This window comes from Paenibacillus sp. JT31N11 (assembly GCF_056269285.1).
The window spans coordinates 1-26,449 of record NZ_JBWDNQ010000015.1; the positions used below are offsets into that span (position 1 = coordinate 1).

General features: G+C 49.2%; 23 protein-coding genes, 1 rRNA gene and 1 riboswitch. Of the genes, 20 read left to right on the forward strand and 4 right to left on the reverse strand.

Annotated features, from left to right (window positions below):
- Window positions 1-111 (forward strand): 23S ribosomal RNA (locus AC0YNV_RS32495); the annotation flags it as partial.
- Window positions 112-617: 506 nt separating this feature from the next.
- On the opposite strand, the gene AC0YNV_RS32500 is transcribed toward AC0YNV_RS32495, so the two are convergent.
- Complete coding sequence (locus AC0YNV_RS32500) at window positions 618-815, reverse strand: DUF6199 family natural product biosynthesis protein (protein WP_475771749.1); 198 nt, start codon at window positions 813-815, stop codon at window positions 618-620.
- A gap of 195 nt (window positions 816-1,010) precedes the next feature.
- On the opposite strand from AC0YNV_RS32500, the gene AC0YNV_RS32505 reads away from it, so the two are divergent.
- Together AC0YNV_RS32505 and bshB2 are read left to right on the forward strand one after the other, a co-directional pair.
- Window positions 1,011-1,358: a YojF family protein gene (locus AC0YNV_RS32505; RefSeq protein ID WP_475771750.1), complete on the forward strand. Its 348-nt coding sequence runs from the start codon at window positions 1,011-1,013 to the stop codon at window positions 1,356-1,358.
- Between the two features lie 23 nt (window positions 1,359-1,381).
- Window positions 1,382-2,038 (forward strand): bacillithiol biosynthesis deacetylase BshB2, encoded by a 657-nt coding sequence (gene bshB2, locus AC0YNV_RS32510; protein WP_475771751.1) that lies wholly within the window; start codon window positions 1,382-1,384, stop codon window positions 2,036-2,038.
- A 199-nt stretch (window positions 2,039-2,237) separates the two neighbouring features.
- Here the strand turns inward: bshB2 and AC0YNV_RS32515 are convergent, their stop codons facing one another.
- Window positions 2,238-2,972, reverse strand: a complete 735-nt coding sequence (locus AC0YNV_RS32515) for a hypothetical protein (protein WP_475771752.1) — start codon at window positions 2,970-2,972, stop codon at window positions 2,238-2,240.
- Window positions 2,973-3,257: 285 nt separating this feature from the next.
- Here AC0YNV_RS32515 and AC0YNV_RS32520 point away from each other — a divergent pair, with 285 nt between their 5' ends.
- The 8 genes from AC0YNV_RS32520 (at window position 3,258) to nrdF (ending at window position 14,120) form a co-directional block, all read left to right on the forward strand.
- Window positions 3,258-5,069: a sensor histidine kinase gene (locus AC0YNV_RS32520; RefSeq protein WP_475771753.1), complete on the forward strand. Its 1,812-nt coding sequence runs from the start codon at window positions 3,258-3,260 to the stop codon at window positions 5,067-5,069.
- A gap of 30 nt (window positions 5,070-5,099) precedes the next feature.
- Window positions 5,100-6,431 (forward strand): response regulator transcription factor, encoded by a 1,332-nt coding sequence (locus tag AC0YNV_RS32525; RefSeq protein ID WP_210047134.1) that lies wholly within the window; start codon window positions 5,100-5,102, stop codon window positions 6,429-6,431.
- Window positions 6,432-6,530: 99 nt separating this feature from the next.
- Entirely contained in the window at window positions 6,531-7,457 is a 927-nt protein-coding gene (locus AC0YNV_RS32530) for a carbohydrate ABC transporter permease (RefSeq protein WP_475771754.1), read from the forward strand.
- Window positions 7,458-7,459: 2 nt separating this feature from the next.
- Window positions 7,460-8,332 (forward strand): carbohydrate ABC transporter permease, encoded by an 873-nt coding sequence (locus tag AC0YNV_RS32535; RefSeq protein ID WP_475771755.1) that lies wholly within the window; start codon window positions 7,460-7,462, stop codon window positions 8,330-8,332.
- Between the two features lie 317 nt (window positions 8,333-8,649).
- Complete coding sequence (locus AC0YNV_RS32540) at window positions 8,650-10,131, forward strand: ABC transporter substrate-binding protein (RefSeq protein WP_475771756.1); 1,482 nt, start codon at window positions 8,650-8,652, stop codon at window positions 10,129-10,131.
- Window positions 10,132-10,527: 396 nt separating this feature from the next.
- Window positions 10,528-10,887, forward strand: a complete 360-nt coding sequence (gene nrdI / locus AC0YNV_RS32545) for a class Ib ribonucleoside-diphosphate reductase assembly flavoprotein NrdI (protein WP_210047124.1) — start codon at window positions 10,528-10,530, stop codon at window positions 10,885-10,887.
- Window positions 10,874-12,958 carry a class 1b ribonucleoside-diphosphate reductase subunit alpha gene (nrdE, locus tag AC0YNV_RS32550; RefSeq protein WP_475771757.1) on the forward strand — a complete coding sequence of 695 codons (2,085 nt, stop codon included), beginning with the start codon at window positions 10,874-10,876 and terminating at the stop codon, window positions 12,956-12,958. The genes nrdI and nrdE overlap by 14 nt, the downstream gene beginning before the upstream one ends.
- 160 nt (window positions 12,959-13,118) lie before the next feature.
- Window positions 13,119-14,120, forward strand: coding sequence for a class 1b ribonucleoside-diphosphate reductase subunit beta (gene nrdF, locus AC0YNV_RS32555; protein ID WP_475771758.1), 1,002 nt, complete (start codon window positions 13,119-13,121; stop codon window positions 14,118-14,120).
- Window positions 14,121-14,468: 348 nt separating this feature from the next.
- On the opposite strand, the gene AC0YNV_RS32560 is transcribed toward nrdF, so the two are convergent.
- Window positions 14,469-15,350, reverse strand: coding sequence for an AraC family transcriptional regulator (locus AC0YNV_RS32560; RefSeq protein WP_475771759.1), 882 nt, complete (start codon window positions 15,348-15,350; stop codon window positions 14,469-14,471).
- A gap of 141 nt (window positions 15,351-15,491) precedes the next feature.
- Here AC0YNV_RS32560 and AC0YNV_RS32565 point away from each other — a divergent pair, with 141 nt between their 5' ends.
- Complete coding sequence (locus tag AC0YNV_RS32565; RefSeq protein WP_475771760.1) at window positions 15,492-16,574, forward strand: glycoside hydrolase family 172 protein; 1,083 nt, start codon at window positions 15,492-15,494, stop codon at window positions 16,572-16,574.
- Window positions 16,575-16,633: 59 nt separating this feature from the next.
- Here the strand turns inward: AC0YNV_RS32565 and AC0YNV_RS32570 are convergent, their stop codons facing one another.
- Complete coding sequence (locus AC0YNV_RS32570; RefSeq protein WP_475771761.1) at window positions 16,634-17,605, reverse strand: aldo/keto reductase; 972 nt, start codon at window positions 17,603-17,605, stop codon at window positions 16,634-16,636.
- A 349-nt stretch (window positions 17,606-17,954) separates the two neighbouring features.
- Between AC0YNV_RS32570 and AC0YNV_RS32575 the strand changes: the two genes are divergently transcribed.
- The 8 genes from AC0YNV_RS32575 (at window position 17,955) to AC0YNV_RS32610 (ending at window position 25,965) form a co-directional block, all read left to right on the forward strand.
- Window positions 17,955-18,560 carry a sigma-70 family RNA polymerase sigma factor gene (locus tag AC0YNV_RS32575; protein WP_210047130.1) on the forward strand — a complete coding sequence of 202 codons (606 nt, stop codon included), beginning with the start codon at window positions 17,955-17,957 and terminating at the stop codon, window positions 18,558-18,560.
- Window positions 18,561-18,786: 226 nt separating this feature from the next.
- The gene (map, locus tag AC0YNV_RS32580) at window positions 18,787-19,533 is read left to right on the forward strand and encodes a type I methionyl aminopeptidase (RefSeq protein ID WP_210047131.1); all 747 of its coding nucleotides are present in this window, start codon (window positions 18,787-18,789) and stop codon (window positions 19,531-19,533) included.
- Window positions 19,534-19,637: 104 nt separating this feature from the next.
- On the forward strand, window positions 19,638-21,530 hold the full coding sequence (locus AC0YNV_RS32585; RefSeq protein WP_475771762.1) for a sensor histidine kinase: 1,893 nt from the start codon (window positions 19,638-19,640) through the stop codon (window positions 21,528-21,530).
- A 1-nt stretch (window position 21,531) separates the two neighbouring features.
- Window positions 21,532-22,836, forward strand: a complete 1,305-nt coding sequence (locus tag AC0YNV_RS32590) for an ABC transporter substrate-binding protein (protein WP_475771763.1) — start codon at window positions 21,532-21,534, stop codon at window positions 22,834-22,836.
- 626 nt (window positions 22,837-23,462) lie between these two features.
- A complete protein-coding gene (locus tag AC0YNV_RS32595; protein WP_475771764.1) occupies window positions 23,463-23,633 on the forward strand; it encodes a hypothetical protein in 171 nt (56 codons plus the stop codon).
- Between the two features lie 66 nt (window positions 23,634-23,699).
- On the forward strand, window positions 23,700-24,290 hold the full coding sequence (locus AC0YNV_RS32600) for a CBO0543 family protein (protein WP_475771765.1): 591 nt from the start codon (window positions 23,700-23,702) through the stop codon (window positions 24,288-24,290).
- A gap of 747 nt (window positions 24,291-25,037) precedes the next feature.
- A riboswitch (cyclic di-AMP (ydaO/yuaA leader) is annotated at window positions 25,038-25,181 on the forward strand.
- A gap of 167 nt (window positions 25,182-25,348) precedes the next feature.
- Window positions 25,349-25,525: a hypothetical protein gene (locus AC0YNV_RS32605; protein WP_475771766.1), complete on the forward strand. Its 177-nt coding sequence runs from the start codon at window positions 25,349-25,351 to the stop codon at window positions 25,523-25,525.
- Window positions 25,522-25,965, forward strand: coding sequence for a hypothetical protein (locus AC0YNV_RS32610; protein ID WP_475771767.1), 444 nt, complete (start codon window positions 25,522-25,524; stop codon window positions 25,963-25,965). The genes AC0YNV_RS32605 and AC0YNV_RS32610 overlap by 4 nt, the downstream gene beginning before the upstream one ends.
- The last annotated feature ends 484 nt before the right edge of the window (window positions 25,966-26,449 follow it).

Below are 26,449 nucleotides of genomic sequence, written 5' to 3' on the forward strand. Positions count from 1 at the left end.
AGATTTCCCAATTCGTAAGACCCCTGGTAGACGACCAGGTTGATAGGTTCGAGGTGGAAGCATCGCAAGATGTGCAGCTGACGAATACTAATCGGTCGAGGGCTTATCCTATCATGATTTATCCAACAACAGCTAAAGAATATACTTGTCCATTTCCTATCCAGTTTTCAGGGTGTAATGCTTATACGGAGTTAACTGAACTCACTTTTGTGGGTTTTTTTGTTTTCATTGATAACAAATAAAAAGATACCTCGGATGAATGAGTTTTATCCGAGGTGGGAATCTTGATACCTTAATAGATAGCGGAAAATGGTTTCGTTGTTGCAGCATCATCACCTCTTGGTGAAGAGGGTCTGAAGATATTCGCGGACTTGGATATATAACCAGCTGTTAGGCTGTATAAAAAGGTTGGTTATCCGCCTTTTGCTCTTCGATTTCGTATAATCATTCCGACAACATTAAAACAAATGCCTACAATCATTAAGACTGCGCCTATTGATTTATAATTCTGAAGCATGAACAGGATTCCGGCGATAACTAACGCCATTGCAATCATTGGAAACATGAACTGTTTAATCATATGTATCTCCTCACTGCCTGAATTAGGAATACTTGTTTTAGAACAAAAAAGGGATTCCGACAATAAGAAATACAATCAGAACGATAACGCTGCTGATTCTGCTCATTATTAGATAGGCATCGCTCGGCTCGGAATCACCCTTGACCATCCAGCCATATCTTAAATGCCAACTAAAGCTGGGATAAATAATATTCACGATGGCAACCGCAATAATGATAAACGCAAAAAAGATCATCGTATCAACCCCTGGTTCATATATACGCATGATTTCAGTATATGTTTCATGGGAATAGCTCGGGGAACTGTGGAATACGGCTTCAAAGTTTTTCTAACTTATTGATGCCCGGAGGATTGTCCATTTTATTTTTATATGTAGAAGGCGTATGATAGTGGAACAACACAACAACTATGGTGGCAGATGGAGGGTAAGATGCAGCTCATTAATCAGATCAACGTCCAACAGAGGATAGATATTTTGAAAGATCAGGCGCTTTATGTTCATCTTGAAATGACATCGGGAGCGTATGCTGCTCATTTGGACAGCAACAAGCATCCGGCAGCCACCTTTATTTCGAACGCCAGCATTCAATATTCACAAGGCTCAATCGCCGGAGAAGGGCCCTATTACCGGGTTGGTTTGAAAACGGAGAACGGTTGGATCTATTCAGAAGGGCTCACGCATTGGGACGAGACAGATACAGAGAGGTTGATTCTTGCCGGGCATGATGGTCAAGGCAAGCTGATTGTGGCTCTGCAGCTCAGCAGAACGCCTTTCTAAGGAGAGAAAAGGAGGGGATTTGAATGGGACAGCATATTTTGATTATATTGCCGCATCCGGATGATGAGGCTTTCGGGGTTGCAGGAACCGCTGCCAAGTATTTGCAAGGCGGAGACGAAGTTACTTACGCTTGTTTGACCCTGGGAGAAATGGGCAGAAATATGGGGATACCGCCATTTGCTAACCGGGTGACACTGCCGGTTATCCGTAAGAAGGAGCTTGCGGCATCTTGTGCGGCAATCGGGATACAGGATCTGAGAATGCTGGGCTTTCATGATAAAATGATTGAGTTCGAGGATCAGGAGGATTTGGACGGAAGTATCGGCAGTCTCCTGAAGGAGCTCCACCCCTCGCTGGTTATTACCTTTTATCCGGGCTACAGCGTTCATCCGGATCATGATGCATGCGGAGCGGCTGTGGTTCGTACGATTGCTAAGCTGCCCCCAAATGAGCGTCCCGTTGTCCATGCCATGGCCTTTTCCAAAAATACCATAGAAGTACTGGGGCAGCCGGATGTTGTCCATAACGTTAAAGCGTTTTTGAAGCAAAAGATGGCATCCATTGAGGCTCATCGCTCACAGTTTCAAGCCGCGGAATTAGTGGGCAGCAAGAAACTGGGGAAAAAAGAAATAGAAGAGCGTTTTGGCATAGAACGCTTCTGGACCTATTCTTTTGAATGATATTAATGCCTGTCCGCTTCAAAAGTGGACAGGCATTTGATGTGGATTAAATAAAAGGGTGCATTAGAAGGCTGCCGGGAAGTCGGGCAGCCTTTTTGAACCTTAAAGGATGTATAAAGGTTTACTGCTAAAGTTCCGGGTAAAGAAACATGCTCCAGGCTGCAAAGGGTACCAATCCGAAGCTGCCCGCCAGTCAGTTTTATGCTTTCTGTATTTTAGCCGGATTGTTGATTTTATAGGGTACGGGGTGTTTCGTAAGCTTCTTCGCAACTATTTTTCCTTCAAAGTTGATTGTTTCTCCGACCTTCAAATCGTTTTTTTTCAACGTAGCGCTGTGGCTTGACCAAGCCATGCCGACTTCTTCCCCGGATTCGGCAAAGGATACAGCCTCATAGATGACAACCTCATCCTCGGTATCGGAGAAATGGTTCGGTACTGTAGTAAATTCCTGTACGGTCGCAATCATTTTGATCTTTTCTTCCGGGAGCTGAAGTTTAGGGGCTTTTTCTTTTTTGGTCTTCTCTTTAGGAGCTTTCCTGACCTCCGGCTCCGCCTGTATGTTTTCCACCGGCAGCGGGTCCGGAACAGGTCCAGCCTCATCCTGCGGGACTTCGATCTCCGCAATCAAAGAATCCGGCGATTCCTCCACTGCGCCGGAAGGCTTCTGACCGTAGTTCGACGCCTGCATCTCCTTCAGGTACGCGGGATGGATGCAATGCTGCTGATCATTCTCGAATGCTATAACCGCGGTCATTTTATCGACATAGCCGACAATGCTGCAGGCCAGATTCATGCCATTGCTTTTATAGAAAAACACTTTTGATTTGGTGGCTTTCTCGGATAACAAGCCCCATTCTTTACACTTCTCAATTTGCTCGGCCTCGTCTTCGAAGGCGTTATACATATCGGGTCTGATGGTGAATGCATGTACCATTTATTCTCCGCCTTTCTTTTCATTCATAAACATTTTAGCATTTTTTGCGCGTTTGATGAAATTCAAACTTTCTGAATTCTTGAAAGAAGGTTAGATTCGTCAAAATTCACTTTTTTTTGCAACAGAGAGCTGAATCTGCCTTGCCGCACAAATAGAAGACGTCAGCCGCTTTGATTCCAAGGGCCCGTAAAGTCCATAGATCTGCTCCTTAATATGGATAAAAATAGCCATACTGCAGCTGGGCAATTCTGATATAGTTACAAGTAACAGGGTTTCTTGGGAGGTGTGCAGCTCATCCGGAACAGCATGACAAATCCGCTCACGAAAATAAGTGTCAAACAGCAGCTGCTCCTGTTATTGCTGGTTATGGTCAGTCCCGTCCTGCTGCTGCACTGGTACGGGAATGTGCGGGCGGAGCAAATTTTGAAGCGTCACGTTACAAACGCTTACACTGAACTGAATAAGCAAAATTTTGCCCTCATTAACCGGGACATCGACTCGGTGAAAAATACGACCTATTCGATCATTCAAAACTCCATTACCCAAAAGTTTGCGCAAAAGCAGAACGAGTCCAGTTATGACCGGCTCAATAAATATACCGAAATGGAAAAGCTGCTCGCCGGATATTCAACGGGTGTGAACGGCGGGGAAGCGATCTATTACAACTTTTATGTGTATGACCCCAATAATGATTTCTCTTTCGCAGCGCAGCTGCCCCTGGCGCAAAGCGGTGTGTATTTCCTGTCCGCATCAAACAAGCCCAACTGGTATGAAGAGGCCGTGCTGAACAAAGGAAGCGGCTCCCTGCAGGTCATCGACGCCTATGTGGGAATCAACAAGCAGAAGACGCTGGCTTATGTGAGGGCGGTCAACAGTATTTATCAGAGAAATGATCTGCTCGGCGTATTGGTGGTAACCAAGATGGATAAGAAGATCGGCGAATCGCTGAACTCGGTATCCCTGCCGGACGGGAAGATTTATTTTACCGATGACCATAATCAGGTGCTGACCTCAACGGAAAAAGGCCTGATCAACGAGGAAATCCTGCTGCCCCCCGAATATGCGAAATTAACGGATACGAGCGGAGTCACCAACTTCATCGATTCCGATCTGATCTATGTGGTCAATACGAATGAATCGCTTAAGCAGAAGCTGATTTATAAAATTCCGGTCCGCTCCCTGCTGCAGCAGCAAAGCGAGCTCAAGCATGTCATCTTGTATATAACGGTTGTTTACACCGTTTTCGTATTGATGGGCATGGTTTATTTTTGGCGTTCCTTCATGACACCGCTTCAGAAACTCGCTACATTCGTCCGTTCCTACGAACCGGGGAAGCTGGTGCCGATGACGCCTGGCAAGGGCAGAAACGATGAGGTGGGCGTGCTTATTTCCTCCATGTACGACATGGCGCGCCGCTTGAATACGTTCATCCATTACAAATACAAGATGGAGCTGAAGCAAAAGGAGACACAGCTGCAAATTCTCTATCAGCAGATCGATCCGCATCTGCTTTACAATACGCTGGAGAGCATTTACTGGAAGATATCGCTCGAGGGCAGCACCGAGTCGGCGGAGATGGTCAAGGAGCTCGCCAAGCTGATGAAAATCGGGCTCAGCCGCGGCAGGGAGCTTATCCGGCTGGAAGAGGAGTTGGAGCATGCGGCCGCCTATATTAAACTGCAGCAGCCGAGATATGAATATGAATTCCAGGTCATCTGGAACCTGGATGAGCGGATTCATGATGTACTCATTCCCAAGATTACGCTTCAGCCTTTGATTGAGAACGCCATTATTCACGGCATCAAGAATATGGGAGAGGACGGGGAAATTATGATTTCAACATTCGACCGGGGAAACACAGTCATGATCCGGATTGAAGATAATGGCTACAAGGAAGTGAACTATGAGGTGATTGACCGGCTGCTCAATGAGGAAGAGGCACAGCCGTCCTTGGGATACGGCATACGCAATATTCACCAGCGCATTCAGCTTCATTTTGGGAGACCTTATGGACTGCACTATCAGCGAAGGGAGATTGAGGGAACAGCGGTAACCATCGTGTTTCCCAAAACTTACGAAGAAGGACAACAGAACTAAGCGGCAGTGTAACAAATAAGGGGGCAAATGATGTACAACATATTAATCGTCGATGATGAACCATTGATCTGCAAGGGATTGACCAGCTTATTAGCCGCATCAGGCCTTAGCATCGACCACATCTATAATGCTTACAACGCATATGAAGCGCTAGACTATTTGCGGATGGAAGAAATTGATCTGCTGGTTACGGATATCCAGATGGGCGCGATGAACGGAATCGAGCTGATGCACGAGGCCAAGCTGATCAAGCCATGGGTGCAGACGATTATTGTATCCGCCCATGAAACGTTCCAATATGCCCAAATGGCTATAAAGCTGGGGGCAAAGGACTATCTGATCAAGCCGCTGAACAGCGAGCAGTTTCTGGACTCCGTCCGCAATGTGCTGCTGAAGATGAACAAGCCCGCTGCAGCCTCGGAAGCCGTCATGTCCGAGCTTCGCGAGCAGTTCCGTATGGAGGAGCCGGCACCGGAGAAAGATGGACTGCTGGGGCAGCTGCTGGGGGGAGCCGGCGATCAGCAGGCGATCCTTGATGCGCTTGCGCAGCGTTACGGCATCTCCCTGTACGGGCCTCATTATTCAATCATTATCGTTAGCCTGAATCTGCCCTCCGGGATTAGAAAGCAGCAATTATTGCCCAAGGACAGCGAGCTGCTTCAGTATGCCGCTCTTAACATCATCAATGAACTGATGGGAGAGGAATGGAATCATGTGATCTTCTCTTCGGACGATCAGGAAGTTACGGTGATGATTCAATGGGACGGGAAGAAAGCAGAAGAAATTAATGTCGATAAAATCAATCAGCTCGATATGATCGGACGAAGCCTGCATTTCAATCTTCACAAGTATTTGCGTCTTTCCTGTGTGGTCGGAATCAGTCAGATTCTCAAGGGAACGGAATTTTTGACTACGCTTAAGGAGCAGGCCCGCAGGGCGCTGCTGCGGCATGCGGATCATCCGGATCATTATGTGTTTTATTATGGGGATTTCGATTGGAGCCGGTATGCCGCGCAGGAACCGACAGCGGATGAGCTTAATGCCCAGAATAATGTCATCGTGGACCGGGCCAAGAGCTATATTGACCATAACTATGCACAGAAGGGGCTCACGCTGCATGAGGTGGCCCAGAGGAATCACGTCAGCCCCAATTATTTGAGCTATTTGTTCAAGAAGAAAACCGGATTCAATCTCTGGGAATATGTAATCAAGCTCCGGATGGAAGAAAGCCGCAGGCTGCTGACCACAACGGATTTGCGCCGCTATGAAATATCCGAGCAGGTGGGCTACGAATCGCCGGAGCATTTCAGCAAAATATTCAAGAAATATTTCGGCATGAGCCCAAGTGAGCTGAAGAAGTAAAATCGCCTATCATTCAGATAGAACTGCACATGTTCAGTCCTGCTCTCCTTCATTACAATTTAAATTATCACGCATAGAGAAGGAATGAGGGAGACTAGGATGAATCAAACAACGGTGCCCATACAGGCGGACGGCCCACAGGGTGTCCATAAATCCGGAATCTACAAATTGCTGCGCAAAAATATGTGGGGCTACCTTTTTATTTTACCGGCGGCGCTTATATTCATCGCTTTTCTGTGGATGCCGATTATAAAAGGGTTCGTTTACAGCTTTCAGCATGTTGATTTTGTGAATGGCACGGAGTTTATCGGACTTGCAAACTATAAGACCGTCTTTCAAAATCCGGATGTAGGGAAGGCCGTCAAAAATACGCTTTACTATATGCTCCTGGGGCTTCTGATCGGCTACTGGATTCCGATCCTGTTTGCCATCGCGATATCGGAGCTGAAGAAGTTTCAGGGGTTTGCGCGCGTTGCGGCCTATCTGCCCAACGTTCTTCCTGTTGTCGTGCTCTATGGATTATGGCGCTGGTTCTATGATCCGGTTGGGCCGATCAATGCGACGCTTTCCCAGGCGGGGGCGGACCAGATCGCCTTCCTGACCGATACCAGATGGTCGATGATCTCTCTCGTTATTATGGAGTCGTGGCAGCAGTTCGGCTCAGCCATGCTGATTTATCTGGCGGCGGTGCTCAGCATTCCGCGCGACTGGTACGAAGCGGCTGAAATTGACGGAGCCGGGGTATGGAACCGGATTCGCTATATTACGCTGCCCTCTATCCGCAATCTGATCGTCCTGATGCTGATTCTGCAGCTGATCGCGACCTCGCAGGGGCTGCAATCCCAGCTTGCCATGCTGGACGGCGGACCTAACAACGCAACGCTCACCTATGCGCTGCTTATTGTAAAGTATGCCACAACCAGGCTGGATTACGGGGTGGCTGCCGCATTGGGCGTGCTCATGTTCCTTGCTCTTAGCAGCCTTGCGGTCGTTCAATACCGATTTCAGCGCAGGGAGGGCAACTAGCCATGAAGAGCTATGACCGCGGCATTCTATCCGTCTATGACTTGAAGAAAACATCGAACAAAATCTACTACGGTCTTATGATTCTCGTCATTCTCATAATGGTGTTCAGTATGCTGTACCCGATCGCCGTGACTTTCTTTAATGCGCTCAAGAGCAATGAAGAGGTCTATGCCTTTCCCCCGCATTTCCTGCCTGAGAAGTACAGCTGGGGCAATTTCCAGAAAGCCTGGGATTTTATCGATCTGCCGATATTCCTGCGGAATACAATGGCGATTTTCGCCGGAAATATGATTGTTACCGTGCTGATTCTCGGCTTGGCGTCATTCAGCCTGTCGAGGCTGAACGTGCCCTATCAGCGCGGGATTACATTTTTCTTCCTGATTACCTTGTTCATTCCCCCGACGACTTATATCATCCCGAATTTTCTGAATCTGAAGGATTTGGGGCTGATTAATACCTTCTTCGCTTTCTGGCTGCCAGCGGGGGCCAATGCCTTCTATCTGCTGCTGCTCAAGAGCTTCTTCGACAGCATCTCGATGGAAATGTTCGAAGCGGCAAGGATAGACGGCGCATCGGAGGTCAAATGCTTCCTGCGGATCGCGCTGCCGCTGTCGGTTCCGATCTTCTCGACGCTGGCGATCTTCGTGTTCTCCAATGCCTGGAACGACTGGTTCTGGCCTTCGCTTGTCATGCACAGCGATCAGACGCGCCCGCTGGCGACGGCCATATACAAATATGTCATTAATGCGAAGAGACTGGATTTGAATATCAAATTCGCGATACTGGCGATGATTATGCTGCCGCCGATGGTTGTATTTCTCACTTTCCAGCGTTTTATAATGCGCGGCCTGCAGCTGGGCGGCATCAAGGGATAGTATGGCGAGAGCGTAAAGCTGCACACGATGAGAATAGGAATACACATCGTCAGTATGAAGCCGCCTCCATTAAGATTAAGAGGTAAGAAGAAACTAACTTCGCCATCCTTTGGCGGCAAAGTTAGTTTCTTCCCTCAAGCCTTATAGGAAATTATAGGCGTGAAGCTTATAAATTCTATAAGGTCAAGGTGAAACGGATGACGCCGTCCTTATGAAGGCGGGGCTCGTTTCATTCCGGTGAAATAGAAGCAGAGTATAGGCCACGGTATACTTTCTTCTATTTCAAATAAAATTTATGCGGAAGAAGGGGAGCTTCAATGCGCAAGTTAAGTCTTATCCTTGTATGTATGATGGTTTTCAGTGCGCTGCTGGCTGCCTGCGGCGGCACGGACAACAGCAAGAACAACGACACGGCCGCCAATGCGCCGGCTAACACACCGGCTGAGGACCCGCCGGCAGCTGCCAATGACAACGGCGCAGCAGCCAATAATACGCCGCCGGCAGAAGAGGACATCTCGACGAAGAAAATCACGATCAGCGTCTACTACCCGCTGCCTGACCAGGTGGAGAACCGGAAGCTTGAAGACGACAAGATCAAGCGTTTCACCGAGAAATATCCGAATGTAACCGTTGAGAAAAGCGACTGGCATTACAGCACCGATGAGATCGGCATCAAAATGGCGGCCAACGAAGCGCCTACCTTCTTCAATACCTTCGCGACGGAAGCAAAATTCCTCGTCGAGCGCGGCTGGGCTGCTGATATTACGGAGCTGTGGAATAATTATGAATTCAAGGATCAAATCAATCCGATCCTGCAAAATCAATTCCTGATTGACGGCAAAGTGTACGGCGTTACTCAAAAAGGGTATGTGACCAGCACCGTTATTAACAAAAAGCTGCTGGATGACAAGGGCGTGGCCGTTCCTTCCTATGACTGGACATGGGACGATATGCTCAGCACGGCCAAGGCGGCATCCGATACGAAGAAAGGCATCTCCGGCATCGCGCCGATGGGCAAAGGCAATGAGGCCGGCTGGAACTGGACGAATTTCCTGTTCGAGGCGGGCGGCGAGATCCAAACGATTGCAGACGGCAAAGTAACAGCGGCGTTTAACTCCGAAGCGGGCTTAAAAGCGCTGGAGTTCTATAACAAGCTCCGCTGGGAAGCCAATGCCATTCCGCAGGACTGGGCACTGGGCTGGGGCGATGCTGTAGGGGCTTTTGCACAAGGGCGCACGGCAATGGTTATTGCAGGAGCAGAAGGACCGATTGAGCAGGCCTTGAATCAAGGGAACATGAAGCAGGAGGATGTGCTCACTTATCCGATGCCGGCAGCAGAAGCGGGCGGCAAGCATTACGGGATTCTGGGCGGCGACTATCTGGTCATCAACCCGAATGCGACCAAAGACGAGCAGGAGATGGCGTTCCGCTACATTACCTTTGATTATTTCTCCGATGACTGGCTCAAATCGCTTGAAACCGACATTCAAGCGCGTAAAACAGAAGGCAAGTTCTTCATACCGCCGCAAATGAACTATTTTGGCGCCGACTCGGACTATGGTAAGAAGGTGCAAGCAATTTTCGACAAACACGACAATGTGTATAAATATAATGAGGAGTCAAATAAATTGCTTGATGGTCTGCCGGAAGCGCAGTACAATACGCAGGAATATTACGGAACGATGACCAATGTCATTCAAGAGGTATTCTCCAAGAAGGGTACAGACTTGAAGGCGCAGCTCGATGCCGCCGCCAAGGATGCGCAGACCAAATATTTCGATAAAATCAAAGCGCAATAAACGCCATACACAGCCTCCAGATCCATTTCTCATGTGGGTTTGGAGGTTTTTAACTGGAACAGAGCTGGAAAAAAGACTCATGAACGGCAAACCGCCGACACAATTCTGAAGCTGCCGATTACGCAGGCCTGGCAGAGGCGGCAATGCTCATCATGAAGAAGCTGCCTGTCATGAAATAATTTTATTTAGTAGAAACGGAAAATCCCCTGCAGCCCCCTGAACGTAACGGTTCAGGGGTTTTTTGTCGTATGAAAGCCTGGATGAATCAGTTGAATATTACCTGGAGACTCATTGACATACACAATATATTGATATATATTCAATCTTACCAACTATATATAGATGAAGTTGCTGAAAAGAAAAATTGGAAATTCCTCAGGTCAGGAGTTGGCGCATTTGTTGATTGCTTATGATTCACGCACGGGCAATGTCGGCAGATTCATAGACAAGTTAGCGATGAGGGCGGTACGAATCGAAGGAAGCTCAGCGATACGGGAGCCGTTCGTGCTCGTAACCTATACAACAGGATTTGGTCAGGTACCGGATAGGGTACTGGAATTTTTGCAAAATAATTACAGTTATCTGAAAGGTGTTTCTGCGAGCGGCAACCGGAATTGGGGAGAAGGATTCGCCAAAAGCGCAGACCGGATCGCCCAGTTATTCGCTGTCCCGGTCATCAGCAAATTTGAGCTGTCAGGTACGTCAACGGATGTTGAATATTTTCGGAGAGCGGTGAGCATGTTTGCGGTACATTGAACTGAATAATCAATTGATGCAAAGAAATGAAGACGGCTTTTTCAAGCTGGAGAAGGATCATGAGGCTGTTGCCGAGTTTATGGACGATGTTCACAGCAGGAGCGAGACGTTCTCCGGCACGAAGCAAAAAATCGATTATATGATCGCCAACGATTATTACGAGAATGTCTATGACCGCTACACCTTGGAAGAAATCGAATCTGTCTATGAGACAGCGCAGCAGTACGGCTTTGAATTTCAATCCTATATGGCGGCGTCCAAATTCTATACGGATTATGCGCTCAAGACCAATGATCAATCCAAATATCTGGAGCATTACCCGGACCGGGTCAGTATTACGGCGCTCCATCTTGCGCAGGGAAACGCGGAAGTCGCCAGAATGCTCACCCGCTCCATGATGGAGCAGCGCCTTCAACCGGCTACGCCAACTTTCCTTAATGCGGGCAAAAGCCGCCGGGGCGAGCTGGTGTCCTGCTTCCTAATGGAGGTTGACGATTCTCTTAATTCGATCAACTACGGCCTTGGAACCTGCATGCAGCTGTCCAAAATCGGCGGCGGCGTTGCGGTCAACTTGTCCAAGCTTCGGGGACGCGGGGAGTCAATCAAAGGGGTTGAAGGCGCCGCCAAAGGGATTATGCCGATTCTGAAGCTGATGGAGGATGCATTCTCCTATGCGGATCAGATGGGTCAGCGCAAGGGCTCGGGAGCGGCCTATTATAATATTTTCGGCTGGGACGTGCTGGAGTTTCTGGATTGCAAGAAAATCAACGCCGATGAGAAGAACCGGATCAAGACCCTTTCCATTGGGCTGATTGTACCGAACCGCTTCTACACGCTGGCTGAGCAGAACCAGCCTCTTCATGTGTTCGCGCCCCACACCGTCTATCAGGCCTATGGCCAGCATCTGGACGATATCGATCTGGATGAGATGTACGATCAGCTGCTTGCGGACGACCGTGTGAAGAAAAAAGTGGTCATGAGCGCGCGCGACATGCTTGTCAAAATTGCGACAATCCAGCTGGAATCCGGCTATCCGTATATAATGAACAAATCCAATGCCAACAAGAATCATGCGCTGAAGGATATCGGCACTGTGAAAATGTCCAACCTGTGCACGGAGATTTTTCAGCTCCAGGAGGTATCGGAGATCGGCGACTACGGCCAGCCGGATCTGATCCGCCGCGATATCTGCTGCAATCTGGCTTCCCTTAACATCGTCAATGTGATGGAGCAGAAGAAAATCAAGGAATCCGTGTATGAAGGCATGACCGCCCTGACAGCAGTCAGCGATATGTCGCGTGTACCCAATGCGCCCGGCGTTGCCAAAGCCAATAACGAGCTTCATGCCGTCGGGCTCGGAGCGATGAATCTTCACGGCTATCTGGCCAAGAACCGGATCGCTTACGACAGCGGCGAAGCGAAGGATTTTGCCCGGACCTTCTTTATGATGCTGAACTATTATTCCATCGAGAAGAGCATGCAGATAGCCCGAGACACGGGGACGGTCTTCCAGGACTTTGAACGCTCGGAGTATGCCAAAGGCACTTATTTCGCCAAATATGAAGATACCGATTACAGTCCGCTGACGGACAAGGTGAAAGGGCTGTTCGAGGGAGTTGCGATTCCAACGCCTGCAGATTGGAGCAGCCTCAAGCAGCTGGTGAAGCAGCACGGTTTATATCATGCCTACCGGCTGGCCATCGCGCCTACGCAGAGCATTTCCTACATCCAGAACGCCACTTCAAGCGTTATGCCGATCGTGGAGCAAATTGAAACGCGCACCTATGCGAACTCAACGACCTACTACCCGATGCCATACATGGCGGCGGATAATTACTTTTACTATAAATCAGCCTATCAAATGGATCAGTTCAAGGTGATGGACCTTATTGCCGAAATCAGCGAGCATGTGGATCAAGGCATTTCAACCATTCTTCATGTCAACAGCGATGTGAGCACAAGAGAACTCGCCAGGTATTATTTGTACGCGGCCAAGAAGGGCTTGAAGTCGCTGTATTACACCCGGACGAACCATCTTTCCGTGGAGGAATGCATTAGCTGCGCCGTTTAAACGGGGAAATCAGGTTGAACAACTGCTTCCTCGATTAGCGGCAAGCGGCAAACTCATTTGTAGCACCTACGAATATCAGAGGAGGCTTTCCTCATGCACGCCAGTTTTTTTGCCTCACTTCCGGTACCGCCTGAAATCATCATGGAAGGGAAATGAAGTTATGAATGTAAAATTAGCGGAGCAGCCGGTCAAGAAGCCGGCGGTGACCTTTAAGGCTGTGAACTGGAACCGGCCTGATGACGATTATACAAGCACGTTCTGGAACCAGAACATCATGCAGTTCTGGACGGATGAAGAGATTCCGCTTTCCGATGACAAAATGTCCTGGATGAGATTAAGCAGCCCGGAACGGGATTTATATATGAAGGTGCTTGGCGGTTTGACTTTGCTGGATACAATTCAGGGCGGAGTCGGCATGCCGAAGCTGCTGGAGCATATCGACGGCCTGCAGCGCAAGGCGGTGCTTGGCTTCATGGGGATGATGGAGCAGATTCACGCCAAATCGTACAGCAGTATTTTTACAACGCTGGCGACTACCGAGGAAATAGACAAGCTGTTCAAATGGGTAGAGCAAAATCCGCTGCTGCAGTCGAAAGCGGAGTGGATCTCGGAATGCTACCAGAATATTGATTCGGCGAAAAGCTTGTATCTGGCGATGGCAGCCTCCGTGCTGCTGGAAAGTTATCTGTTCTACAGCGGCTTTTTCTACCCCTTATACCTTGCCGGACAAGGGAAAATGACCAGCAGCGGCGAGGTTATCGACCTCATTCTGCGCGATGAGAGCATTCACGGCCTCTATGTCGGGGTGCTGGCGCAGGAGGTGTTCCGCGAGCTGGATGCGGCTGAGCAGTCCGAAGTCACGGCAGAGCTCTATGATCTCTTAAACCGTCTGCACGCCAATGAGGAGGCTTATACCGACGAGCTGTACAGCGTGCTTGGCCTGCAGGAGGAAGTGAGGCGATTCGTGCGGTACAATGCGAATAAGGCGCTGATGAATTTGGCGCTGGAGCCGGTTTTTCCCGAAGAAGAGGTGAATCCGATCGTGTTCAATGGGATCAGCACCCGGACGAAGCAGCATGATTTCTTCTCGAAAAAAGGCAACGGCTATGTACGGACAGTCCATGTAGAGACATTAAAGGATGAGGATTTTCTGTTCGATTAACCGCCGCTATCCGTTTGTTCACAACAGAATGGCCATTGTTCTCATAAAAACCGCTGAACGTTTGGTAACCAAGCGTTCAGCGGTTTTTTTAAACCTTATAGAATTTATAAGTTTCACTCCTGTAAATTTCTACAAGGTCTAAGGGAAGAAACTTGCTGTGCCACCAAAAGGACGGCGACAGCCGTTTCTTCTTGATTCATGAGATTAAATGGTGAAGCGAGTGGGAAAAGTCTGGAGAAACGGCATCAGCGGCCAAAGAGACGTTTCTGCATGGCAGCCATGGCAGCCTAACTTATTTACCGGATTTCTAACTGATATCAGTAAGGTTCGGGCTCTGACTGCTGTCCTTTATTTTCTCCCTTCCGCAAGAATGGCCCGGTAGGCGCTGGGGCTTACGCCTTCCTTGTTCTTGAAGGCTCTGCTGAAGCCATGAATACTCGGGTAGCCAAGCGAATCCGCAATCTGCTGCATCGTCATCCTGGTGTGGCGCAGCAGGTTTTTGGCCCGGTCCAGACGCATCTGCTGATGGTATTGCATCGGTGTGATCTGGAAAGCCTGCTTAAACAACCCGATCAAATAATGCTTGTTCATATGAAACTGCCCGGAGAGCTCCATCAGCGTCAGCTCACGGCCGGAGTGAAGGTTCAGGTAATGCTGGATCTCCAGCAGGAGCGGGAGATGGCCGGGCTCTCGCAGCTTCTCCTCGAGCTGCGTCTCGCGAAGCAGGCACGCGAGCAGCTCAAGCATAAGCCCCTTCAGGCGGAATTGGTGGAATGGCATCTTCATTTCAAACTCCCGGATAATTGCGAACAGCAGCTCTTCGAATTTCAGCAAATCCGGCATACGGATGCGGCTGGGCAGCTTCCAGTCCGGTCCGGAGAGCAGATCCGGACGGAACCAGCTATTCTCCATACGGCTCATTTGCCGCAGGGGCTTGAAGGACACCCATACATCGGGGCTATCGGCGGTTTCGGATAAATCAAAATGGACATGAGGCTGCCTCGCCGCCTGTCCGCCTATGACCCGAATGGAGTGGGGCTGCTTTGGCTTGAAGAGAAACACGTCTCCGGCTTCCCCGGCGTAAACGGTATCTTCCACCGTTATCTCCAGGCGTCCTTCTTTGAGAAGCAGCAGCTCATAATCCCAGATCACCCGCTCCTCGATGAAAGCATCGGAGTCTAACCAGGAATCCATAGCCACCCGTATATAAGGCGATAATTGCTCCAGCACGAGAAACCCTCATTTTCAGTAGAGTATGAATGTTCTGAATGATTGATAAAAAGAACTAACCAATTGCTAAATCCACCTGCGTAATGCCCGGCTTATAATGTCCTTGAACGCCATTATTCAAACGCACAGGAGGCTTATATAATGACAGCAGCATTCAATGGAATCGGCATGGGGCTCGGCAATTTGTCACGTTTGTCAAACGCGGTTACCCGATCGGTCAGTCCGGAGAACTTTACCGGCGGGAAAGGCAAGGGAGCCATGGCCACGGAAGGCACCGGGGCGGCTTGCGCCCGCGATTTGGGACAAGGCTGGAAAATATCGCCCTCTGTCATGGTGCCGGCGAATTCCTCGTTCACCATGGCCGACATTCAGGGGCCGGGCGTGATTCAGAATTTCTGGCTCACCTGTCCGGTAGAATCATGGCGGCATTTGATCCTGAACATATATTGGGATGACGAAGCGGAGCCCTCGGTGCGCGTTCCGGTCGGCGATTTTTTCTGCAACGGCTGGTGCGAGCGCAGTCTTGTGAATTCGCTTCCAATTGCCGTTAACCCTGCAAACGGCTTCAACAGCTATTGGGAAATGCCGTTCCGGGGCAAAGCCCGCTTCGTCATGGAGAATCTGGAAGACAAGGACACGGTGCTGTATTACCAAATTAATTATACGCTAACCGACGTACCGGCCGATATGGCTTATTTTCATGCCCAGTGGCGCCGCAGCAATCCCCTTGCCTACAAGGATGTGCATACGATTGTCGATGGCATCAAGGGCAAAGGGCACTTTGTCGGAACCTATCTGGCGTGGCAGGTGAACAGCAACAACTGGTGGGGCGAAGGCGAAGTGAAATTTTATATGGACGGGGACCGCGAGTTCCCGACAATCTGCTCGACAGGGCTGGAGGATTATTTTGGCGGAGCCTGGAACTGGGATATGGAAGGCAAGTATGTACCTTACAGCACGCCTTATCTGGGCATGCACCAGGCGATCAAGCCGGACGGCCTGTACAAGGCCAACCAGCGCTTCGGAATGTACCGCTGGCATATCATGGACCCTATCCGCTTCGAGGAGGATCTTCATGTGACGGTGCAGGCGCTGGGGTGGCGGTCGAAAGGCAGATACCTGCCCTTGCAGGACGATATCTCCTCTGTCGCATTCTGGTATCAGACAGAGCCGCATGCCGCGTACCCGCAGCTGCCGGACAAGGATGGCCTGGAGGTCATCTAACCGAATTCCATATAAAAAAGAAGCGCTCCCGTCATTCTTGGCGGGGGCGCTTCCGATATTTAGGGCATTTTCTTGCCGCGCGTGCTTTCATAAAGCGTATACCATTCCTCGCGGGTCAGGCGAAGTGTGGCGGCATCCTTGCAAGCCAGGATGCGCTTCGGATTCACGGTGCCGATTACAGGCTGAATGGCAGCAGGGTGCGTCATCAGCCACGCCAGAACAATCGCTTCCGGCGTCGTGTTCTTCTCTTCTGCCAGCCGGCTGACAAGCTTGGCGGTTTGAACTACCGAATCCGGCTTGCCGTCGAGCGATGCGCCGGAGTATAGCCCCTGCGCCAGCGGTCCCCAGGATTGCAGCTGGATGTTCTCCATACGGCAAAATTCCATCGTTCCTTCCGGGAAAATGCTGTCCTTCGCCGCATCCTGGTTAATGTGGATGCCGGTTTCTACGAAGCCTGTCCGCAGAAGGCTCATCTCCAGCTGGTTGGCGACGAAAGGTTCATCGCAATACGCCTGAAGCATTTTGATTTGTCCCTGACTCATGTTGGAAACGCCGAAATGGCGGACCTTGCCGGAGGCGGTGAGCTTGCGGAATGCGCTTGCCACCTCTTCCGGATCAATGAGCGGGTCCGGACGATGAAGCAGCAAGATATCGAGGTATTCGGTTCCAAGCCGTTCAAGAATCCCGTCTACGCTTTTGAGAATATGAGCCTCGGTGAAGTCAAAGCGCTGTGGACCAACCCCGTCAGGAAAGCGGATGCCGCATTTGGATTGGATAATAATTTCCTTGCGGAGGCCCGGCATTTCCTTCAATACATGGGCAAATACCCGCTCCGCCTTGCCGAAGGCATAGACATCGGCATGGTCAAACATGTTGATGCCGATTTCCAGAGCGGCATTGACAGCTTCCATGCCCTGATTGTAATGCTCGCTTGTGATCGGATTATCGTTCCAGCCGCCTCCAAGCCTCATACATCCGAGGACGAGCTGGCTTGCTTCTATTCCGCGCTGCTTTAAGGGAATGGGTTTCATTCATTTACCTCCATCATCATGATTGTCACACGGTACAATACCTATTATATAGGTCAAGCTATCGATAAAGAAAGTAGTGAATTGTGCGTTATGTAATGCTAAACGGTATATCTAGTGATGCAAAGTATAGTGCCGCAAACAGGAAACTCCATGACGCATGGATGCCGAATTCATGCTTCAGGGCATGGATGATTCTGGGAAGGAGGAGGGGAACGTCAACATTTTGCCATAAACCAAAAAGAATATGACCGGAATTTATTAAACGGCGCCATTAACAGATGCGTTTCTTTTTTTTCCTGTTATAATGGTAGGTAAAGGTGTTCACGACGGATGGCAAAGGAGAATTGCGATGAATGAGTCTCAGCTGGTAATGGCTTCCAGACAGGGCGATCAGCTTGCCTTCAACAAGCTTGTGGAATTGTACACAGACAAGATTTACAACATGGCGCATCGGATCCTCCGCAGCAAGACAGAGTGCGAGGATGTGGTTCAGGAAACCTTTCTCAAGGTATACCTCAATTTGAACCGCTTTGATGAGAACAAACGATTTTCCACCTGGATCTTTCACATCGGCAAGAACATTTGCCTGGATTTGCTTCGTCGTCGCAAGGCACCGTCACTTCCTCTGGATCAACCGGTTATGGCCCATTCCGATCAGCCTCTCTCGCTTCATGATGTCATTGCAAATACAGAACCGACACCTGAAGGCGAGGTTATCGAGCGCGAGCTGTCCGACAAGATGGCAGAGCTCATCGACAAGCTTCCGGTCAAGTACAAAAGCGTCGTTTATCAGCGCTATGTATTGGAAATGTCGCTGGAGGCGATCAGTCAGGCCAATAATATACCGGTTAATACCGTGAAGTCACGGATTCACCGCGGCAAGGATTTTATGAAAAAAAGATGGGGCAAGGCGCTCTTGATATATTCTCTGCTCATGCTGATTTTAAGTCCTTAAGCTTGTACGGACAACGGCATGAAACCTGCATCCACTCTCACTCCCATAAGCGGATATCGCTCAGGGGCGGGAGTGGTTTTTTTGTGATGGCGGCAGTAGAACTAATTTTGCAGCAAAGGTAAAGGACGATGCCGGCTCTTCCTTCATACTATATTAATGCCATCGTTTGAAAAAGCGGGTGCAGAGCTTTACAATGAACATAATCACGATCATAAAGGAGATTGACATGCTCACTATAAAAACAAAAGATCAAATTCATAAAATGAAACAGGCCGGAGAGGTGCTGGCCGCTTGTCATAGAGAAATCAGAAAGCTGATCAGCCCCGGCATCACAACGATCGAAATTGACGGATTTGCCGAGAAGTTTATGAGAGATCATGGGGCAACGCCGGAGCAAAAAGGGTATAAAGGTTATCCATTCGCCACCTGCGCTTCCGTCAATGACGTGATTTGCCATGGCTTCCCGGGCCAGTACCGTCTGAAGGACGGAGATATTGTGACCATCGATATGGTTGTCAATCTGGAGGGATGGCTTGCGGATTCGGCCTGGTCCTATGCGGTCGGCAGTATTTCGGAAGAAGCCGCCCGTCTGCTGGATGTAACGGAGCAATCGCTCTACAAGGGGATCGAAATGGCGGTTCCGGGCAATCGGATCGGCGATGTGTCCCATGCGATCCAGGTATTCGCGGAAGCGCAAAATTTCTCGGTCGTGCGGCAGTTTATCGGCCACGGAATTGGGCAAATTATGCATGAGGAGCCTCAGGTTCCCCATTACGGGCCTGCAGGCCGCGGCACGCGCATCAAGGAAGGCATGGTATTCACCATTGAGCCGATGCTGAATGTGGGCGGGCCGAACTGCAAGATCGATGAAGACGGATGGACGGCAAGGACATTTGACGGCAGCCTGTCTGCCCAATACGAGCACACGATCGCGATAACAGAGGACGGTCCGATTATTCTGACTCAGCAGTAAAAGCTTGAACAAAGCAGTCCGGCACCTGCAAGCAAGGGTTTCGGGCTGTTTTGTTGAAGCTACATAAGAATGCGCTAATGATCACAGCTAAGGAGACATCCAGCATGAATTCCGGCAACCGATTGCGTCAGGCTTGGTCGAAAGTAAGCGATATGCGGATGGAGCGCAAGCTGCTGCTGGTGTTTCTGCTGCTCGTCATACTGCCGCTTACGTTTATTGGCTTTGTTTCCTACCGGAACTATTCCCATTCCATCGAGCATAATACGATCGTATACTCCACGAACATGCTCAGCAACATGATGGACCGGGTTGACGATTATATTGAAGATATGGTCCGGATCTCTTCCATTCCGGCTTATCAGGATGATATCAGGCAGAACCTGATCCGCTCCAACCGTTATTATGAGCAGCGCGCACAATCCTCCGGGGGCGGCGAAGGCAATTCGGTGCCGACCGATTTTGATCTGCTCCTGTCGATCCAGCGGGGAATTGAGGGCAATATTTCATATATCAATAACATCAAGCGGGGCGCGAATTCGGTCTATATTTTCGATCAATATGGAAACGGTTACTATTCGGCCAAATCCGGCATCCGCACCAATATAAAGGAAAGCTATGAGCTCTGGGAGCAAAGGATGCGGGATACGGCAGGCGAGGCTGTCCTGTTCAGCACGCAAAAATATACCAGCAATCTCAAAAGCGTGAAATATGCATTTACCGTCGTCCGGAAAATCATTGATAAGTCCTTGAAGGATGTCGGGATGATTGCCGTTGACGCCAATATCAGCGTTATTGAGGATCAGGTGGTCAAGCTGGATCGGGTGACTCACGGTAAATCGCTTATTGTCGATGCGGATGGCAATGTCGTTTACGATTCCGGGAGGAAGCTGCTGACCGCCAATATTGCGGATCAGCCGATGCTGAAGCAGGCGACCGGGCAGAATGGAAGCTTTTATCTGAACGAGGGCGGAGAACGCCATCTGTACATCTATGCCACCTCTTCCCATAATGCCTGGAAAATGATTATTTCCATTCCCGCCAAGGAGCTGACCCGGGATTCGGTGGTGATCCGCAACGTGACGTGGATTGCGACTTTTCTGACCATCGGCATCGCGCTGCTCATCTCGATCTTCTTCTCCTTCGCATTGACCAGGCCGCTGCGCACGATGATTCGCCTGATGCGGCGTGTGCAGGGCGGGGACTTCAATGTCCAGTTCCAGGTCAGGCGCCGCGATGAAATCGGGCAGCTCGGCAGTCAGTTCAACCAGATGATTCTGCAGATCGATCAGCTGATTGCAGATATTTATGTGATGGAGACGAAGAAGAAGGAAGCGGAGCTGCATGCGCTGCAAAGCCAGATTAATCCGCATTTCATGTATAATACGCTGGAATCGATCCGCATGGCGGCCGAGCTCAATGACGACCGCGATGCGGCCAATATGCTGGCAATCCTCGGCAGGCTGCTGCGCTACAGCATCAGCGATTTGCATGAGGAAGTGACGTTGGCGAGCGAGCTGGATCATGTACGCCACTATGTGGAGCTGCTGAATTACCGCTATCCCGGCCGGTTTGAGCTGAGGATTGACGCTCCGCAGCAGCTCACCGGCTATTCCATCATCAAGCTTGTGCTTCAGCCGATAGTGGAGAATGCGATCTATCACGGCATGGACGACGATAAGCCGCTCATGCATATTAATGTAGCAGCGGAGATAGCCAAGGAGCATGTTATTCTGCGGATAAGCGATGACGGGCTGGGGATGACCGGGGAGACGCTGGAGCGGTTGAACCGTAATTTGTCGGGACAAGCCGTGACGCTCGCGCGGGCTGGCGGGAATCCGGCGGGCTCAAGCGGAAGCGGGATAGGGCTTGCGAATGTGAATGAAAGAATCAGGCTTCACTATGGAAGCGGGTTTGGCGTGAAAGTGTTCAGTGAATCCGGAAGAGGCACAGTGGTGGAGCTGCTGCTGCCGTTTGCCGGTGAAGGGGGAGGGGAATAGGATGAGCAGGCTCAGATGGAAACTCGTAATCACGGCCATGACGATTCTGATTCTGTGTACCGGTCTGGCTGCGGGGTGCAAGCCGGAGGAAGGCGCGGTATCTGAACCCTCTCCCTCAAATCCGGATCAACCGCAGGCTGAGGGCAAGCAGACGCTTGTCGTTCTGACGAATCGGGTCGATCTGGTGGAGAATGGCGTCTTTCAGAAATACGCCGATCAGTTTCAGAAGTCCCATCCGGAAGCGGTTGTGGAATTTGATGCTCCTGCCAATTATACAAGCGATGTTCTCGTTCGCCTGTCCACCCGGACGATGGGAGATGTGCTGCTGCTGCCCAATAATATAACCAATGAAGAGCTCGCCAATTACTTCGAGCCGCTTGAAGCGGAGATGTTCGAGGGAATGCGGTTCGCCGATTACAAGGCCTATAATGGCGTTCGTTACGGTTTGACGACAGGGATTTCCACAGAAGGCATCGTCTATAACAAGAAGGCATTTGAGAAGGCGGGCATAACGGATATTCCCACGACGCTGGACGAGTTCTATATGGCTTGTCAACAGCTGAAGCAGGCGGGAATCCTACCGATTTATTTGAATTACGGCGCCCAGTGGCCAATGCTGGAGTGGGGTGAGAATCTGGTTGGCAGTATGGCCGGCGATGCGGGCTATTTGAATAATATGGTTTATACCGATGCTCCGTGGCAGCTTGATAATGAGTGGGGCAAAGCGGTCGGGATCGTCAAGACGCTGATTGGACGCGGCTATACCGAGAAGGACCTGATCTCGAACAACTGGGAAATGTCCAAAAGCCAAATTGCGGGCGGTCAGGCAGCGATGTATTTTCTAGGGAACTGGGTCATCAAGCAGGTCATCGATGCAGGAGCGGATTCATCCGAGATCGGTTTCTTTCCGTTTCCTTACGACAATAAAGCGGATAAACGATATGTGGCGCTCAGTCCGGACTGGTTTGTCGGAGTCAGCAAGTTCAGCGAGAACAAGGAGCTGGCCAAGGAATGGATTGAATTCTTCGTCAAGGAATCCGGCTACGTGAATGATTCCGGATTTCTGCCGGTCGAGCAGACCAAGACCTCGGAGCTTCCTCAGCTCAAGCAGTTTCAGACCTTCAATCCCATCTATCTCGAGCGGCAGTCGCCGAGCGACAATTTCCTGAAGCTTGGCGATAAAGCACAGATCGCTTTCTGGTCAGGCGATTACATTCAGGAGTTTATCGCGGCAGCCGATTTGAAGCAGGCTTTTCGGAGCTACAACGAGAAATGGGCTGAAGCGAGAAAACTTATTGCCCCCTAAATCCCCCGGAGGGGGACCCCCGAGGTTTCCGGCCCTCCGGACACCCGGATGGGATAACGTTGGCGCTGCAAGAAGCGGATTAGCTGCTGCCAGCTGACCTCGTTTTTCGTCCCTTGTGGGACCCACTTTTACTTTATCTGGATTGCCCCCTAAATCCCCCGGAGGGGGACCCCCGAGGTTTCCGGCCCTCTGGACACCCGGATGGGATAACGTTGGCGATGCAGAGGAGCGGATTAGCTGCTGCCAGCTGATAGCCGTTTTTCGTCCCTTGTGGGACCCACTTTTACTTTATCCGGATTGCCCCCTAAATCCCCCGGAGGGGGACCCCCGAGGTTTCCGGCCCTCTGGACACCCGGATGGGGTAACGTTGGCGATGCAGAGGAGCGGATTAGCTGCTGCCAGCTGACCTCGTTTTTCGTCCCTTGTGGGACCCACTTTTACTTTATCTGGATTGCCCCCTAAATCCCCCGGAGGGGGACCCCAGAGGTTTCCGGCCCTCTGGACACCCGGATGGGATAACGTTGGCGATGCAGAGGAGCGGATTAGCTGCTGCCAGCTGATAGCCGTTTTTCATCCCTTGTAGGACCCGCTTTTACTTATACTGCTTTCTGGTCACCAGGGATTTTTTGGCGAATTATAAGGCAGTTGAGGTGTTTAGCCCGATCAATGGCGAGACATTCGTGGGCATTCGCGTCGCTGCCGAGCTGATGGGAGGCGTGGTCTCGTTCGACGGTCAGACCAAAAAAGTTTACCTGTATGATGAGGCGGGATGTGGTTTCGTGGCAGTCAATCAATAAGCGGATGATTATTTTCCAGATTATAGGGTATCCTTTTCTTATCGAAGAGAAGGGAGCTTTCAAATAATGACCAAAGAGCAACAAGACATTCTTGAACATATGAGACAATCTTATAAGGCAATTACGAGCGAGGGTTTGGAATATTGGAGAAATTTCTCAAGCGCAAGTACATGGCAATTCTGGGTTTGCCTTGCCATGCTCGTAATTCCCTTGGTTGTATTATTTTTCTGTATAGATAAAAGAAAAGCCCTTCTAATCGGATTCTTTGGATTTAATATCCATGTATGGACCTCATACCTCGACCAGTTTGCAGTCCTCCATGGATTATGGGAATTTCCATACAAGATAATACCATTCTCACCTGTGGGACTTCTTTTAGATGTTTCTTTACTCCCTGTTTCATATATGTTGGTCTATCAATGGACAGTCAACAGTCAACGAAACCGATATCTATATTTAATTCTATTGGATGCAGTTATCTCTTTCATTTTCAAGCCAATCTTGTCATGGCTCGATTTATTTAAAATGGAAGAATGGATGAACTTTGGTTATTTATTCATTGGAAATCTGATAGTGATTTTAATTTCGATATGGATCACAGCTTTCTTTTTACACATGCAAAAGTCAGTCGATATTCATCAAAAAAGAAAAATTTAAAACAAGGTAAAACGAAACCCCGCTGGCCTTGTGGCTGGCGGGATTATTAAATATAGATTAACTTTTTTATGAACATGACATGAATGATGACATGGTTTGATATTTCCATCATCATTAAGTGTAAGGACTTAATGGAGAGAAGGTGTGCCGTGTTGAATTTTTATTGTCTTGCCTGTGATGATATCCATATTATGGAATCTACTGGCGAGATTTATAAAACTGGACACGTGACATTAGAAAATGGAACGGTAATTAAAATTGGGATATGCAAAGAAAAGATGAGTACCGAATAATGTTCCCCACATCTCGCCTAGCTTATGGCTGGCGGGGTTTTTTGTCTTTTCATAGATTTGCCAACTATATTCAATACAATTGTCCAAATAAATAATTGCCTGACCAATCGGACAACCTAGGCTGCAAAATAGCGGGGAGTGGGTAATTTCCATCAACTAAGCGAAGCTATGCGGCTTGGACCGTGTGCTTCATTTTTAAAGGATGGTCAGCCTTTCCTGTAATTGAAACCGGCCTTACTACCGTTTACGATGCGGTCCTGATTCATTATGTCCTATCCCGGGATTCTCAGGGAAATGCACAGGTTCACACGCTGCAGCCAGTAGGTTAAACGTCCGCTCAGTTTTCAAGGGGTCCCCATTACATAAAGTGCTCGTTGTCGCTTATATAAAATTCTTGATGTTGTTGAACCATATCAACTCTTATATATTTGACAATTCTCATTATTCTAATTACCATGGTTATACGCTTTATTTCCGGTTGCAATGTCCGGAAAACGGGGGAACCAGTCTTTTGGGGCGAATCATTCCGATCCGGAATGTAGGGTACCATCTTACCCGAGTCCGTCAGCTAACCTCGTCAGCAGTGGATGGGTCTTTATTTTTGCTTTTGTTTTCTTACGAAGCTAAGACCCTTTGAGAGGGTCTATTTGTGTTTCTGAGACCCAACTGCCCATGCTGTCCGACTGGTTCAATAAGAAGAGAGGAGGTGCAATCACATTGCCGATTTACATTATCCCCAGTAGAAAACGAAAAGGAGACAGGTAAATGGCAAACGCAAAATACCTAACCGATATTTGGAAGATTGCAATGAACTCGGGGCGCAAAGGTGAAGAATTACATATGGGTGCAAACCCCTGGAAAAAGGTCTGTGAAACGGTTCTCGTCAAAGACACGGTAAGTGCGAAAGAATCGACAAACAATATGACTGAGGCGACATTATGAGGTATGAACAAGAGCCTCGTATCCTTATATCAGCTCCAAATCGCGAAGGCAGATTCTTTGCCAAACAGTTACTCAAACGTCAAATAGCCGTCGCTCTGATGACAAATAATAACAAAGAGCTTGAGAGGCTGCACCGATTCAAGGATAATCCCATCCTTTTGCTAAATACGCTCAATCCGGAAACATGGGCCGCTCCCGCTTTTCAAGTAAGTCTTGTTGTTATCTTTGAGAACAGTCTGGCACTCACTTGGAGATATGTACAATATTGCCGGACGTGGACCGATAATCCGATACACCTCTTCTCAGAACGCTTCCATTCAATAGCTAAACGGCGTGAGCTTAATATAGTCCCTCATCATGACATCAAAGAGTGTGACTCTGACAGGGTGGATAAGTACATCACCGATTTATTAGAGTCCGTAAGCATCAAGCCTTTTTAAGGTCAGTATTAAATAGTCAAGATAGCAATAATCGGAGGAGTCTGCCAAAGTAGACTCCTTTTTGTCAGCTATGGATATAGTCAGGGGGACGGCTAGATACTCAAAACATGTGGCGGCTTAGGAGGTCAATCCCCTTCATAACGTCTCCCGTTGTAGAGGCCGCGTCAAATCCTGATCCTACCGACTTTTGTAACATCCCCATATTATTCTGCTTCACTTTTTCACACTCCATTCATTTTTGTTATTGAAATTGTATCATGGCATTTCTATATTTCACTTTGTTTAAAGGACCAAGATTACTTTGTTTATAGGATCAACACTTCTTGTGGTGTTGTCATTTGTACTTAGCCAAATCAACTCTCAGCTCCCAAAGTCGCGCTGACATGCGGGATTAATAAATAACAGCCGAATGCCCAATACGTTGCAAAAAGTTTAACATGCATTAACTCAAGCTGAACACCAAGTAGGATGTATTCGAGCTTGC

What these genes read in the sequence shown, in the direction of transcription:
- AC0YNV_RS32500 (WP_475771749.1), bottom strand. Translation starts at nt 815, where the DNA reads ATGATCTTTTTTGCGTTTATCATTATTGCGGTTGCCATCGTGAATATT.
- AC0YNV_RS32505 (WP_475771750.1), top strand. Translation starts at nt 1,011, where the DNA reads ATGCAGCTCATTAATCAGATCAACGTCCAACAGAGGATAGATATTTTG.
- bshB2 (WP_475771751.1), top strand. Translation starts at nt 1,382, where the DNA reads ATGGGACAGCATATTTTGATTATATTGCCGCATCCGGATGATGAGGCT.
- AC0YNV_RS32515 (WP_475771752.1), bottom strand. Translation starts at nt 2,972, where the DNA reads ATGGTACATGCATTCACCATCAGACCCGATATGTATAACGCCTTCGAA.
- AC0YNV_RS32525 (WP_210047134.1), top strand. Translation starts at nt 5,100, where the DNA reads ATGTACAACATATTAATCGTCGATGATGAACCATTGATCTGCAAGGGA.
- AC0YNV_RS32530 (WP_475771754.1), top strand. Translation starts at nt 6,531, where the DNA reads ATGAATCAAACAACGGTGCCCATACAGGCGGACGGCCCACAGGGTGTC.
- AC0YNV_RS32535 (WP_475771755.1), top strand. Translation starts at nt 7,460, where the DNA reads ATGAAGAGCTATGACCGCGGCATTCTATCCGTCTATGACTTGAAGAAA.
- AC0YNV_RS32540 (WP_475771756.1), top strand. Translation starts at nt 8,650, where the DNA reads ATGCGCAAGTTAAGTCTTATCCTTGTATGTATGATGGTTTTCAGTGCG.
- nrdF (WP_475771758.1), top strand. Translation starts at nt 13,119, where the DNA reads ATGAATGTAAAATTAGCGGAGCAGCCGGTCAAGAAGCCGGCGGTGACC.
- AC0YNV_RS32565 (WP_475771760.1), top strand. Translation starts at nt 15,492, where the DNA reads ATGACAGCAGCATTCAATGGAATCGGCATGGGGCTCGGCAATTTGTCA.
- AC0YNV_RS32570 (WP_475771761.1), bottom strand. Translation starts at nt 17,605, where the DNA reads ATGAAACCCATTCCCTTAAAGCAGCGCGGAATAGAAGCAAGCCAGCTC.
- AC0YNV_RS32575 (WP_210047130.1), top strand. Translation starts at nt 17,955, where the DNA reads ATGAATGAGTCTCAGCTGGTAATGGCTTCCAGACAGGGCGATCAGCTT.
- map (WP_210047131.1), top strand. Translation starts at nt 18,787, where the DNA reads ATGCTCACTATAAAAACAAAAGATCAAATTCATAAAATGAAACAGGCC.
- AC0YNV_RS32585 (WP_475771762.1), top strand. Translation starts at nt 19,638, where the DNA reads ATGAATTCCGGCAACCGATTGCGTCAGGCTTGGTCGAAAGTAAGCGAT.
- AC0YNV_RS32590 (WP_475771763.1), top strand. Translation starts at nt 21,532, where the DNA reads ATGAGCAGGCTCAGATGGAAACTCGTAATCACGGCCATGACGATTCTG.
- AC0YNV_RS32600 (WP_475771765.1), top strand. Translation starts at nt 23,700, where the DNA reads ATGACCAAAGAGCAACAAGACATTCTTGAACATATGAGACAATCTTAT.
- AC0YNV_RS32605 (WP_475771766.1), top strand. Translation starts at nt 25,349, where the DNA reads ATGGCAAACGCAAAATACCTAACCGATATTTGGAAGATTGCAATGAAC.
- AC0YNV_RS32610 (WP_475771767.1), top strand. Translation starts at nt 25,522, where the DNA reads ATGAGGTATGAACAAGAGCCTCGTATCCTTATATCAGCTCCAAATCGC.